At 61.5% G+C, this 12,530-nt stretch carries 12 protein-coding genes; 6 read left to right on the forward strand and 6 right to left on the reverse strand.

Annotated elements, in window-relative coordinates:
* Positions 1-4 precede the first annotated feature (4 nt).
* Complete coding sequence (locus tag M8523_RS09280; protein ID WP_282584581.1) at positions 5-1,168, reverse strand: glycosyltransferase family 4 protein; 1,164 nt, start codon at positions 1,166-1,168, stop codon at positions 5-7.
* Between the two features lie 180 nt (positions 1,169-1,348).
* Between M8523_RS09280 and otsB the strand changes: the two genes are divergently transcribed.
* The 6 genes from otsB (at position 1,349) to M8523_RS09310 (ending at position 8,820) form a co-directional block, all read left to right on the forward strand.
* On the forward strand, positions 1,349-2,095 hold the full coding sequence (gene otsB, locus M8523_RS09285) for a trehalose-phosphatase (protein WP_282584582.1): 747 nt from the start codon (positions 1,349-1,351) through the stop codon (positions 2,093-2,095).
* Entirely contained in the window at positions 2,092-3,897 is a 1,806-nt protein-coding gene (locus M8523_RS09290) for a glycoside hydrolase family 15 protein (protein ID WP_282584583.1), read from the forward strand. The genes otsB and M8523_RS09290 overlap by 4 nt, the downstream gene beginning before the upstream one ends.
* A complete protein-coding gene (locus M8523_RS09295) occupies positions 3,882-5,297 on the forward strand; it encodes an alpha,alpha-trehalose-phosphate synthase (UDP-forming) (RefSeq protein ID WP_282584584.1) in 1,416 nt (471 codons plus the stop codon). Before M8523_RS09290 ends, M8523_RS09295 begins: the two co-directional genes overlap by 16 nt.
* A gap of 603 nt (positions 5,298-5,900) precedes the next feature.
* Positions 5,901-6,335, forward strand: a complete 435-nt coding sequence (locus M8523_RS09300) for a rhodanese-like domain-containing protein (RefSeq protein WP_282584585.1) — start codon at positions 5,901-5,903, stop codon at positions 6,333-6,335.
* A 48-nt stretch (positions 6,336-6,383) separates the two neighbouring features.
* On the forward strand, positions 6,384-7,928 hold the full coding sequence (dnaA, locus tag M8523_RS09305) for a chromosomal replication initiator protein DnaA (protein WP_428350184.1): 1,545 nt from the start codon (positions 6,384-6,386) through the stop codon (positions 7,926-7,928).
* A gap of 100 nt (positions 7,929-8,028) precedes the next feature.
* Positions 8,029-8,820, forward strand: a complete 792-nt coding sequence (locus tag M8523_RS09310; RefSeq protein ID WP_282584587.1) for a lytic murein transglycosylase — start codon at positions 8,029-8,031, stop codon at positions 8,818-8,820.
* A 70-nt stretch (positions 8,821-8,890) separates the two neighbouring features.
* Here M8523_RS09310 and M8523_RS09315 read toward each other — a convergent pair whose 3' ends face one another.
* From M8523_RS09315 to M8523_RS09335, 5 genes are all read right to left on the reverse strand, one after another.
* Positions 8,891-10,093, reverse strand: a complete 1,203-nt coding sequence (locus M8523_RS09315) for a multidrug effflux MFS transporter (protein ID WP_282584588.1) — start codon at positions 10,091-10,093, stop codon at positions 8,891-8,893.
* A gap of 110 nt (positions 10,094-10,203) precedes the next feature.
* Positions 10,204-11,172, reverse strand: a complete 969-nt coding sequence (cbiB, locus tag M8523_RS09320; RefSeq protein ID WP_282584589.1) for an adenosylcobinamide-phosphate synthase CbiB — start codon at positions 11,170-11,172, stop codon at positions 10,204-10,206.
* 45 nt (positions 11,173-11,217) lie between these two features.
* The gene (locus M8523_RS09325; RefSeq protein WP_428350187.1) at positions 11,218-11,547 is read right to left on the reverse strand and encodes an HPr family phosphocarrier protein; all 330 of its coding nucleotides are present in this window, start codon (positions 11,545-11,547) and stop codon (positions 11,218-11,220) included.
* Entirely contained in the window at positions 11,544-11,945 is a 402-nt protein-coding gene (locus M8523_RS09330) for a PTS sugar transporter subunit IIA (RefSeq protein WP_282584590.1), read from the reverse strand. Before M8523_RS09330 ends, M8523_RS09325 begins: the two co-directional genes overlap by 4 nt.
* A 123-nt stretch (positions 11,946-12,068) precedes the next feature.
* Positions 12,069-12,524, reverse strand: coding sequence for an HPr kinase/phosphorylase (locus tag M8523_RS09335; RefSeq protein WP_282584591.1), 456 nt, complete (start codon positions 12,522-12,524; stop codon positions 12,069-12,071).
* Between the last annotated feature and the right edge of the window lie 6 nt (positions 12,525-12,530).

Genomic DNA, 12,530 nt, shown 5'->3' on the forward strand with positions numbered 1-12,530 from the left:
GAGATCAGCTTGCGCGTTGTTTCGATTCTTGGGACCGGGAATTCAAGGTGGCGGTCAGTTCCGGAACTGGAATGATCGACCCAATTGAGCGCTCGGCCTCGATACGGATCTTCTCGCCACTCCTGACGCCGTCGGCGAGCTCCACCTGTTTGCGATAGAGGTTGACGTAATCGTGCGCCATGCGGGCAGCGGTAAAACGGGCGTCGAACCTTGCCCTGACGGCACGGCGGTCAAGTTGGAGAACCTCTGGCAAGGCGACGAATGCCTCATCCATGCTCCCGACCACCCGTCCGGTTACGCCGTCGTCGATCACCTCCGGCACCGATCCGTGCCGGAAGGCCAGGACTGGCGTGCCGCAAGCCATCGCCTCGATCATCACGAGGCCAAAAGGCTCTGGCCAGTCGATGGGGAACAACAGTGCGCGCGCATTGCCCAGAAACTTGGTCTTGCTGCGCTCGTCCACCTCACCCACGAACTCCACGCCGTCACCCTCATCGATGAGAGGCTTGATCACCGACTGGTAATATTCGATATCGGCCTTGTCGACCTTGGCGGCGATCTTCAACGGGATGCCGACCGACCGCGCGAGCTGAATGGCACGGTCCGGGCGCTTCTCGGGAGAGATTCGACCCAGGAACGCGAGATACCCACCATCTTCCAGGTTGTAATTCGGCTTGTGCAAATCCGCCGGAAGGCCGTGCAGGACTGTGCCGGCGAAATTCGCATCGGGAATGGGAGCCCTTTGGGAGTCGGAGATCGACACCAACGGCATCTTCGGGAAGGCCCGGTAGAACGGGTAGAGGTCCGGCAGGTCCTGACGTCCATGCAAGGTCGTCAGTGTCCGATGTTCCATGCCTCTGAAAAGCGGGAACTGAAACATGTCGATGTGGAAATGCACGACATCGAAAGCGCGAGAAAGCCTGGCCACCCGGTCCACCATCATGGTGTAGTAGGGCATATATTCCTTCATGGTCTCGGACAGCCGGATCGCCTCCGTGGTGCAGGGCACCAATGTCGCGCTCGTGATGCTGTCGCCGCTGGCAAACAGTGTAACGTCATGTCCCTGCGCGACCAGTTCCTCCGTCAACCAGGAGACGATCCGCTCTGTCCCACCATAGAGGCGGGGCGGAACACTTTCCATCAACGGGGCGATCTGCGCGATCTTCATCCTGGCACTCCACGTTGCGCAACTTGCGAACCTAACGGGACTGGAACGCTCGCGTTTGGGAGATGTTCCGCGCTGCAGCAACAAAACTGAACCTGAGCCGTCCGCCGGCTTGATATGCCGACCCTAATGCCCGATGTGGCAAGATGACCTCAGGCCCTCCTACAGGAGTAGCGAGCCTTCATGACGCCAGAGTTGCCCAATGGCCCGATCAGCCTGTTTCTGGATGTCGACGGAACCCTGATCGACATTGCGCCACGGCCCGACGCCGTCGTCGTGGCACCTCACCTGATCGAAACACTGAACATTCTCGATCGGCGTCTTGACGGTGCGTTGGCACTCGTGAGCGGGCGCACGATCGCAGATCTCGATCATCTGTTTCATCCGCTCCGGTTGCGGGCCAGCGGCGTGCATGGTGCAGAGATGCGGTTCGATGCAAATCATGAAACCGAATCGGTCGCGGGGGATGCCGTATCGGAGGATATTGTCGCAAGGCTGCGCGACATTGCCGGGTCTCATGTCGGAACGCTCGTCGAAAACAAGCGCTACTCCGTCGCCATTCACTACCGCGCCGCGCCCGCCGCGCGTGAAGAGCTTGCGCGGGAATTGCAGCTGCTGATCCAGTCAGAAGCCGGGCAGGATCTCCGAATCTTGCCGGGCCATATGGTTTTTGAGTTAAAACGGGCAACCTTTGACAAAGGCGTGGCCATCGGCAACTTCCTGACGCGAGCGCCATTCCAAGGCCGCCGGCCGATCTTCTGCGGGGACGATGTGACGGACACACCTGGATTTGACGCTGTACTGGCCGCGGGAGGCCTCGCCTTCTCGGTAGGATTCAGCCGGCCTGGCTTGTCCGGCTCCTTCGCGGACCCCGCCGCTGTTCGCGACTGGCTCGCCCATATGGCGCAAATGGAGGCCAGTGGCGGATGAGCCGCAAGCCGCCGGGCAACCTCGACTACGCGCTGATCGGCAACTGCCGTATCGCCGCCATGGTCGACCCACAGGCCCGCATCGTCTGGTGGTGCATGCCACGTTTCGACTCCGATCCCGTATTCTCAAGGCTGTTGGCCGGAGATGAGGAGAAGGGGTTCTGTGACGTGGTCCTCAAGGATCAGGTCGCCTCCCAGTCGGCCTATGTGCGGAACACGGCGATCGTGGAAACGATCCTGACCGACAGCGCCGGAGCGAGGGTCAGGATCACCGACTTCGTGCCGCGCTTCCGCCAGTTCGACCGGCTGTTCCGGCCGGCGCAGATCTTTCGGCGCATCGAGCCGCTATCGGGCATCCCACGGATCACGATCCGGGTTCGGCCGACCTATGATTACGGGCGCGAGGTCACCGAGAAGAACAGCGGGTCGAGTCATGTCCGATACATTCGCGGCGGCGGGGTCGTGGTCCGCCTCAGCACCGACGCCCCCCTCTCCTATATCGAACATGAAACGGCTTTTGCGCTCACCCATCCGGTCACGATGGTCTTTGGGCAGGACGAGCCGTTCCTCAGCGCCTTCGAAAGCACCGGTCGCGAGTTTCTGGAAAAGACGCGCGACTACTGGCTGAACTGGGTGCGCTACCTCGCCCTGCCCTACGAGTGGCAGACGGCAGTCACGCGCGCCGCCATCACGCTCAAGCTCTGCCAGTTCGAGGAGACCGGGGCCATCATCGCGGCCCACACGACATCGATTCCCGAGGCGCCGGGCTCGATCCGGAACTGGGACTACCGCTATTGCTGGCTGCGCGACGCGTTTTTCGTGGTCCACGCCCTCAATCGGCTGGGTGCCACGCAGACCATGGAAGACTACATCACCTACCTGACCAACATCGCGGTCGAGAACCAGGACCCGCTGAGCCCCCTGCACGGCATCGTTCCGGGCACGCCGCTGAACGAGTGGATCGCCCCGCATCTGGATGGGTTCCAGAACAACAAACCGGTTCGCGTGGGCAATGCGGCCGCCACGCAGGCGCAGCACGATGTCTACGGCAGCGTCGTGTTGGCCGTGACCCAGATGTATGTCGACGAACGCCTCCCCAAGATGGGTGACGAAGCCCTGTTCCGGCAGTTGGAACCGCTCGGCAGGCTCGCCTCCAAATATGCCCTTCAGCCCGATGCGGGGATCTGGGAGTTCCGTGGTTTCCAGAAAATCCACACCTATTCCGCAACGCTGTGCTGGGTGGCCTGCGACCGGCTCGCCCGAATCGCCAAACGCCTCGGTTTGCGGCCCGAAGCCGAAAGCTGGGCCAAGCAGGCGGCCAATATCAAGAGCGCGATCCTGGCCCAGGGATGGAACGAGGAGCGTCAGGCGCTCACGGGGGCATTCGGGTCACCGGATCTCGACGCCAGCGTCCTGCTCGTGACTGAGCTGGGCTTGATCTCTCCGAACGATCATCGCTACGTAAAGACCGTGGAGGCGATCGGCCGTGAACTGACAGAGGGAGGCCGGATCATGCGCTACACGGCGGAGGATGATTTCGGCAAACCGGAAACAAATTTCCTTGTTTGCAATTTCTGGTATGTGGATGCACTTGCACAGATCGGTCGGATGGATGAGGCGCGTGAGCGGTTTCTCGATATCCTCTCTCATCGCAATGCCTATGGCATTCTGTCGGAAGACCTCCATCCGGTGACGGGAGAGCTCTGGGGGAATTTTCCGCAAACCTACTCGATGGCCGGTATCATCAATTCGGCGATGCGACTGTCACGAAGTTGGGAGGACGCCTGGTGTCTCGACTTGTGATCGTTTCGAATCGCGTGACCGTTCCGGAGCCCGGCAAGCCGCCGCCGCCTGGAGGGTTGGCCATTGCGGTGAAGGCTGCCTTCAAGAACCGGCCAGGGATCTGGTTCGGCTGGAGCGGCAAGATCGACGACAACCCGAATACGGAGCCCACGGTCGCCGAGCGGGATAACATCACCTATGTGGTGACGGATCTCGCGACCGCGGATTACCAGGAATATTACAACGGCTTCGCCAATCGCGTGCTGTGGCCGATCCTTCATTACCGGGTCGATCTGGCGGAGTTCAGCCGGTCCGATCTCTCGGGCTATCTTCGCGTCAACGGCCTGTTCGCGGACAAGCTGTCCCAGTTCCTGCAGCCCGACGACACTATCTGGGTGCACGATTATCACCTGATCCCATTGGCCCGGGAGTTGCGGTCGCGCGGACACCAGAACCCGCTGGGCTTCTTCCTGCACATTCCCTGCCCGCCTCCCGACCTCTTGTTCACGATTCCGCGGCAGGAACAGAGCCTCGGTGTGATGAGCCATTATGACCTCATCGGCTTCCAGACCGATAATGACCGCGACAATTACGCGCGCTATCTGCAGATCTCGGGCGCGCACATGGGCCGCGACGGCCAGTCCTATCAGCACGAAGGGCGGGTGACGCGGATCGGCACCTTCCCGGTTGGGATCGAGACGGCCGAATATGCGCGGGATGCGGAACACGCCGCGCATTCCGATTTTCTCCGCGAACTTCGCGAATCCCTCTCCGGGCGGCAATTGTTCGTTGGTGTCGACAGGCTCGACTATTCTAAGGGAATCGTCCATCGCATCGAGGCGTTCGACCATTTCCTGGAGACGGAACCCAATTGGCGTAACCGGGTGGTGTTCCTCCAAATCACACCTAAAAGCCGCGCCGAGATCCCGGAATATGGCGATATGGGCCGTGCCGTGAACGAGCTGGTCGGGGACGTCAACGGCCGCTATGGCGAAGCGTCTTGGACCCCCATCCGGTACATCAATCGACCTTATGGCCGCGAGGATCTCGCCGGCATATTTCGGCTTGCCGCTGCTGCCTTGGTCACCCCATTGCGGGATGGCATGAACCTGGTCGCCAAGGAATATGTGGCCGCGCAAGACGCTGAGGATCCGGGTGTCCTGATCCTCTCGCAATTCGCAGGGGCAGCCGCGGAACTCGAGGGAGCCTTGATCGTCAATCCCCATGAAACCGAGGGGATGGCGGCCGCGATGAAGACGGCGCTGCTGATGCCACGCGACGAGCGCAAGAGCCGGCACGCCGTGATGTACGAGGCGATCGCGAAGAACGACATCGAGCACTGGGTGGAGACGTTTCTCAACAGTCTCACCGAGTCCAAAAAGCCGCCATTCATGGCGCAGATCCGCTCACTCTTCAGCTGACCGCCCCTGCTGCGGCCGGTTGGAGACGTCAGCCGAATCGTCATGTGATCGTCATTCCGGCGCAACACGAAATTTATATCGTGGCGGATTGCGGGTGCTCAAAAAAACCAGAAAAGATTCATGCGCTTATGAGCAAAGCGCCGAAAACGGAAAAAAATCAGCATCTTGACTCGGACGAATCCGGCCCTTGCCCCCGGGTCAGACATCGAGTCGCATCGGCCGCGCAGTGGCAAGCTTCAGGCCAGGATTCCGGCCGGTTTTCACGCACTTACGCTAGCTGCTTGCGACAGTGCCGGAGCACGAGGCCTCCGGCTGGACGCAGGCTTGTTGCGAATCATTGCGGAGTCGGTTGCGGACTCCCAGAGCCGTGTGTAACGTGAATTCGTCGACTGTCAGTCGCAAGCAGGTCGATATTAAGCCCTATCTTGAAGATGGACGAAACATGTTTCGAGTAATTCTCGATGCAGGGTGCCTCTTCTTTATTGGAGATGGTGCGGTGTACTTTGGTGCCTAGACGAACAACGATAGCGTGAGGCGGCCCATACCGGTCGGAGGCAAAATGACGACTGGAATGGACTACGGGACACTGGTGAGGCTTGGGCGATGACGATGGATTATGCAGGGGATCTGTCTCCTGAAGAGGCCATGACGATGCTGGCATCGGACAAGAATGCTATCTTGGTGGATGTCCGAACCCGTCCCGAGTGGCAGTTCGTCGGCATCCCGGATCTTTCAGCCTTGGATAAGGAGCCGGTGCTGTTGGAGTGGCAGTCCTACCCGTCGATGAGCCTGAACCAGAATTTCGTCGCATCTCTGATGTCGGACCTCAACGAACGGGGTCTTCCGCCCGATGCACCCGTGCTGTTCCTGTGCCGATCTGGCGCACGAAGCAGCGCTGCCGCGTCGGCAATTGCGGCACATGGGCGAAGCCGGTGCTACAATATCGCCGGCGGGTTCGAGGGGTCGCACGACGCGTCACGCCATAGAGGACACACCGAGGGCTGGAAGGCCCGGGGCTTGCCCTGGGCTCAAAATTAGCCTCGCCAGACCGTCCGCCTTTCTTTTTCTCCTTTGGTCGCTGTGTCCATGAATGCTCGGTCAACCGTGCTTTCGGCTGCGTCGGATTCCCATGCAGACGTTTTCGCATCTTCATCTCGCCCAACCTCACAATCCGTGACGCGCGGCCTTACCAACGAGGGATGGACAAATGCGTGCAGGCGATTGCGCGCGAATGTCGGCGACGCCGTGTTCAACGCGTGGTTCGCTCGGCTGGAACTTGTCAGCATCGAGAGCGGCGTCGCGTCATTGTCGGTTCCGACGACATTTCTGAAAACCTGGATCCAGTCGCACTACATGGATCGGCTTCTTTCGGTTGTCTCAGCCGAATTGCCGGAGGTGTCCCGGCTGGCCATCACGCTCCGCTCTTCCACCCGTGCTCCGGTGCTCCCGATTGCTGCCGTTGAAGGCACAACTGACTACCGAGCGACGGCCTTCGATGCGGCGACGCCATCAGGCGAGACATTTGTACAGGACAATCGGCGGCCGGCACGTCATAGGGAGAAAGATGCCGGCACGACCGCAGACGGCCTGGGCGGCTCGCCGCTTGATCGACGTCTGACATTCGGCACCTTTCTGGTGGGCCGGTCGAACCAGCTTGCACAGGTGGCGGCCGAGCGGGTGGCCAATGCGCGCAACGGCGACATGCTTTTGTATTCGCCCCTCTATATCCACGCGGCGGTCGGCCTGGGTAAAACCCATCTGCTTCAGGCCACCGCACATGCGGTCGCGGAAAGCGGGCGCCGGGTGATCTATCTCACGGCGGAAAAGTTCATGTATGGGTTTGTGGCCTCCCTGAAGGCTCAGACCGCCATTGCGTTCAAGGAAAAGTTGCGAGCCATCGATGTCTTGATCATCGACGACGTGCAATTCCTGCAAGGCAAGTCGATCCAGACCGAGTTCTGCCATACGCTCAATGCGCTGATCGACGACGGCCGCCAAGTGGTGATCGCGGCGGACCGACCTCCGTCCGAACTGGATACGTTGGAAGAGCGGGTCAGGTCCCGCCTCGCCGGTGGACTCTGCGTCGAGATCGAGCCTCTCGATGAGACGCTCCGGCAACGGATCGTCGAGGCGAGGGTCGCGATCGCCCAGATGGTGCAACCTGGATTCGAGATCAGCCCGGCCGTGGTCGCCTATGTGGCGCGGGCGATCACCACCAACGGGCGCGACCTCGATGGCGCGGTCAATCGCTTGATGGCTCATGCCACGTTGAACGCCAAACCGCACACGGTCGAAAGCGCCGAGGCGGCCATCCGGGACCTGATCCGGACCCGGGAACCCAAACGGGTCAAGATTGAGGATATTCAGAAACTCGTGGCCTCGCATTATAACGTGAGCCGCGCCGATATCCTCTCCTCGCGACGAACCGCGACCGTGGTGCGCCCCCGCCAGATCGCCATGTACCTGTCCAAGGCGCTCACACCGCGCTCCCTGCCGGAGATCGGCCGTCGGTTCGGTGGCCGCGATCACACGACCGTCTTGCACGCCGTGCGCAAGATCGAGAACCTCTGTTCAGCCGAAGCAGCGCTTGCTGAAGAACTCGAATTGTTCAAGCGCCTCCTGCAGGACTGACAACCACCCTTTTGCCTCCGCGTCGGGAACGCGCTAGTCTCTCGACATCGGATGGAGTTGCAGAAGCGTCATGCATTTGGTTGTTCGCGTTTGCGTCGGAATGGTTGCGGTTTTCGGCCTATCGACATTGGCCCAGGCGCAAAGCTGCAGTAGCGATCCGAGTGGCTTCCCGGCTTGGCTGGAGCAGTTCAAGCAAGAGGCCGTTTCACAGGGGATTTCGCAACAGGCGGTCGCATCGGCACTCGATGATGTCACCTATGACCGCAACACGATTTCCCATGATCGTGGTCAGAAGGTCTTCAAGCAATCCTTCGAGCAGTTTTCGACCCGGATGGCGAACAACTTCCGTGTCACGAAAGGCAAGGGTCTGATTCGCCGTTACGCGGACCTGTTCGCCCGTATCGAGCATGATTATGGTGTCCAGGCTCCCGTGCTCGTCGCCATCTGGGGCCTGGAAACCGATTTCGGTGCCTATATCGGAAATTTCCAGACGCTTCGGTCACTGGCCACGCTGGCCTATGATTGCCGTCGTTCGGCGCAGTTTCGAGCCGAATTGATGGATGCGCTGCGGATCGTCGATCGGGGCGATATGGCGCCATCCGCCATGCGTGGTGCTTGGGCGGGCGAGATCGGCCAAACCCAGTTCATGCCCTCGTCCTATGTGAAATTCGCGGTCGACTATGACGGCACCGGTCGCCGCGACCTGGTGCACAGCGTGCCGGACGTCCTCGCCTCGACGGCTAAATTCCTGCGGAGCTACGGCTGGCAGGCCGGACAAGGCTGGGATCCGGGCGAGGCAAATTTCGGGGTCATTCAGCAGTGGAACAAGAGCGACATCTACAGTCGGACGATCGCTCTCCTGGCTGACAAGATCGCCGGTCAGAGCAACTAAGCAGCCACCGTGTTCGGCAGAGACCAAATTCGAAGCGCGGCCCGCTCGCAAAATCGAGGCGACGCCGGCCTCACTCGGCCCCGTGCGAGATCGGCACGGGACAGCGCAGTGTGGCGAGGCTGAGCGCGAGGGCGCCGAGCGCGCAAAGCGCGATAATCGCGACCATCGGCATTGCCGTCCCGTTGAAGATGACGCTCGTGACGGCGATCATGAGACCGCCTGTGATCATCTGAAGCGTACCGCCGAGCGCGGAGGCCATGCCGGCGATCGGCCCATGCGCTTCGAGGGACAGCACCATGGCGGAGGGGATCACCAGTCCGAGAGCCGCGAAGGTGCAGAACAGCAAGACGATGAGAATCACCAGACTGTCGCTGCCGGCGATCGTGACGGCCAGCAGAAGGACCGCGAAGGCGGCATAGACCCAGACGGCCCCCAGAATGGTTCGCCCGGTGCCGAACCGCGTGCCCAGGAAAGCCGCGAATTGCGAGGCACCGATGAAGCCGATCGCATTGAGGGCGAAACACACACTGTATTGGATTGGGGTCAGTCCGAAATGCCCGATATAGACGAAGGACGAGCTCGCCAGAAACGCGAAGAAGCTTGCCATTCCGAGCCCGCCGATAAAGGTCAGGCCCATGAAGTGCGGATCGCGGAGGAGCAGCCCGAAGCTGGTCAGGACCTGTCCGGGCGTGACCCTGATCCGATCCTCCGGGGGCCGCGTTTCAGGCAACCATCCGGCAATGAGAACGAGGCCGGCGAGTGCCGCGACGGTGACGGCCGCGAAAACTGCGCGCCATCCGAAGACCACGATCAGGCCGCTGCCCGTGAGGGGGGCCAGGATGGGCGAGACGCTGAAGACCAGCATGACAAGCGCCATCAATCGTGTTGCCTCAGTGCCGGTGTGAAGGTCACGAATGATGGCCCGGGGGATCACCATCACAGATGACGCACCGGCACCTTGCACGAACCGAAAGGCGATGAGCCAAAAGATGTTCTGCGCAAAGCCACAGCCCACCGAACCGATGATGAACAGAACCAGCCCGAAATAAAGCGGGGGCTTGCGTCCCTGCATGTCGGACACCGGCCCATAGACAATCTGGCAGATCCCGAAGGCGAGAAAGAACGCCATCAACGTCATTTGGGTCGCGACCGTCGACGCCTGCAGATCGGCCGCGATGGTCGGCAGAGCGGGCAGGTACATATCGATGGCGAAGGGGCCTATGGCGGACAGCAGGCCGAGCACGATGGCATTGCGGGCATAACGAGAGGCCATGGGATCCAATCTTGCTTCGAGTGTTCGGGCGCTTAGGAAGGGCAAGCCATGCAGGCTTTCCTGTGCGCTCATGGAAGACGACGCGCGCGCCTGCGTCCCGACAAGGTCCTTCAGATGAAGCGCATCACGATTGCCAGGAGGGCGAGGCTCCCGCATTGGAGCGCACAAGCCACCCGATACAATGTCAGGGCATGTCGGATATCGAGGCTCGTGGCGACAAGGCGGTCGCCGCCGATGAAACGATCGTCCACCCTCGCGTCGCCATAGACGCGCGGACCCGCAAGTGCAATCCCAAGCCCCCCGGCCATCGCGGCCTCCGGCCACCCGGCGTTGGGAGACCTATGATGCCGGGCGTCGCGGAGGGCAGCGCGCAACGCCGCCATGCCGTCCCGGCGAACCAATGCCGCGGCGGTCACAAGCCAGAGAACCGATAAGCGGGACGCCGGAAGATTGACAAGATCGTCGAGGCGGGCCGAGGCCCATCCGAAGGCCGCATAGCGCTCCGATCGATGGCCGATCATCGAATCCGCCGTGTTGATCGCCTTGTAGAGGGCCCCGCCGGGGAGTCCCCCGACGGCAAGCCAAAAAGCCGGAGCGACAATCCCGTCCGAGAAATTCTCGGCCAGGCTTTCGATCGCGGCGCGGGCGACCCCAGCCTCGTCGAGGTGCATCGGATTGCGGCCGACGATCATCGATACGGCCTGGCGGCCCGCCACAAGGCCGCCGGCATCGAGAGCATCCGCAACGGCCGCCACATGGGCGTCGAGACTTCGTTGGGCGGGCAGGCTCGCGGCCAGCATTGCCGTCAACAGCCAGCCAGCCGGGTTTCCGACGAGGACCACGAACGGACTCGTCACAGCGGCCGTGCCGACCAGCAGCAGGCCGAGCGCCACAACCCCGGAGACGCGGCGTCCCGCAAAGGACCAGGCCGGATTGTTCAATCGGCGGTCGAGTCCGCTCAGAAGCGCGCCCATCCAGACCACAGGATGGCGGATACGGCTGAACAGTGGCGCAGGATAGCCAACGACCGCCTCGATCATGAGGGCTGCGGCAGTCAGCGCAAACGTGTTCGCCGGCATCAAAACGCTCAAGACCGACAGGCCCACGGAACGTCCTCGCCTCGGCTATTCGTCCTCGCCGAAGCGATTGGCGATCAGGGCCGCCAGGGCTTCGACGACGTCCCGAGCCTGTGGGCCGGTGGCACTGATCGTCACAGTCGTGCCCTGGCCGGCCCCCAGCGTGAGAATACCCATGATGGAAAGCCCGCCAACCGTCTCTCCGCATCGGGAGACTTGAACGTCGGCCTCGTAGGCCTCGACACAATGCACGAACTTGGCGGTCGCTCGGGCATGCAACCCTTTGCGGTTGACGATCATGCAGGTTTGCGAGGTACGCCCGCCGACTGTAGCCGCGGAGGCCGACACCGGAACATCGTCGCAGTCGTCGTCGCTCATTTGCCTGTCAGGACCCTACTGGCGATATTGATATATTTGCGCCCTGCATCCTGGGCCTGCGTCACGGCCTGATTCAAGGTGGAGATATCGCGCACGGAAGCCAGTTTGATGAGCATCGGGAGATTGATCCCGGCGACGACCTCAACCAAGCCTCCGTTCATGACCGAGATCGCCAGATTCGACGGGGTCCCGCCGAACATGTCGGTGAGAAGCACGACGCCTTGTCCCGTATCGACCGCAGAAACGGCACGCAAGATATCCTGCCGGCGCTCCTCCATGTCGTCTTCCGGCCCGATCGTAATCGTCTCGATCTGCTTTTGAGGACCGACAACATGCTCGAGAGCGGCACGAAACTCAGTCGCAAGATGGCCGTGGGTTACGAGCACCATGCCGATCATTGCGCCGCTCTACCCATACCAAGCACGATCCTGGCCATTCCTTGCCCATATCGTCTTGGCGCCGCATCTTGCGGAAGGCTGCCAAATTGGCAAGCGAAATAGCTCAAATGGTTCCAATGTGAGTTAACCCGTGCCAAGTTTGTGGAAGATGAACCGACAGGCCAGCGGGCCTGGAGAGGCTTCGACACGCAGTCGTGCAAGTTCGATGTCGTGAATTCGGACCATCTCACTTGCGGTGTCGGCCGGCAAACGCGGTAGGCACTCGCCAACCGCGCTGAGATCCACCACCAGTCTGATGACGCAGCTCTTCTCGAAGGCGAGCCGCGCCAAAGGTTGGGTGCGAAGCTCTATCAGGCCTCCGATTGCCGGATGGGGGCTCGCGATCAATCTGCTCCCGGCCCTCACCATGAGGACGCGATCATCTGCGACGAGCCGGGCAAAGCGACCGCGAAGGGCTGCCTCGGCCAGAAGTAAGAGTGCAAGGCTGCTTTTGCCGGCCCCCGAAGGGCCGCGGATCAGGACACCAGCCTCCCCGATCACCACCGCCGTCGCATGGACGGCTCCGAGGCGATGCGCCACAAGCGG

Source organism: Lichenifustis flavocetrariae (assembly GCF_026130545.1).
Classification (GTDB): Bacteria; Pseudomonadota; Alphaproteobacteria; order Rhizobiales; family Beijerinckiaceae; genus Lichenihabitans; species Lichenihabitans flavocetrariae.

What these genes read in the sequence shown, in the direction of transcription:
- M8523_RS09300 (WP_282584585.1), top strand. Translation starts at nt 5,901, where the DNA reads ATGACGATGGATTATGCAGGGGATCTGTCTCCTGAAGAGGCCATGACG.
- M8523_RS09280 (WP_282584581.1), bottom strand. Translation starts at nt 1,168, where the DNA reads ATGAAGATCGCGCAGATCGCCCCGTTGATGGAAAGTGTTCCGCCCCGC.
- cbiB (WP_282584589.1), bottom strand. Translation starts at nt 11,172, where the DNA reads ATGCCGGCGAACACGTTTGCGCTGACTGCCGCAGCCCTCATGATCGAG.
- M8523_RS09290 (WP_282584583.1), top strand. Translation starts at nt 2,092, where the DNA reads ATGAGCCGCAAGCCGCCGGGCAACCTCGACTACGCGCTGATCGGCAAC.
- M8523_RS09315 (WP_282584588.1), bottom strand. Translation starts at nt 10,093, where the DNA reads ATGGCCTCTCGTTATGCCCGCAATGCCATCGTGCTCGGCCTGCTGTCC.
- M8523_RS09325 (WP_428350187.1), bottom strand. Translation starts at nt 11,547, where the DNA reads ATGAGCGACGACGACTGCGACGATGTTCCGGTGTCGGCCTCCGCGGCT.
- M8523_RS09310 (WP_282584587.1), top strand. Translation starts at nt 8,029, where the DNA reads ATGGTTGCGGTTTTCGGCCTATCGACATTGGCCCAGGCGCAAAGCTGC.
- dnaA (WP_428350184.1), top strand. Translation starts at nt 6,384, where the DNA reads ATGAATGCTCGGTCAACCGTGCTTTCGGCTGCGTCGGATTCCCATGCA.
- otsB (WP_282584582.1), top strand. Translation starts at nt 1,349, where the DNA reads ATGACGCCAGAGTTGCCCAATGGCCCGATCAGCCTGTTTCTGGATGTC.
- M8523_RS09330 (WP_282584590.1), bottom strand. Translation starts at nt 11,945, where the DNA reads ATGATCGGCATGGTGCTCGTAACCCACGGCCATCTTGCGACTGAGTTT.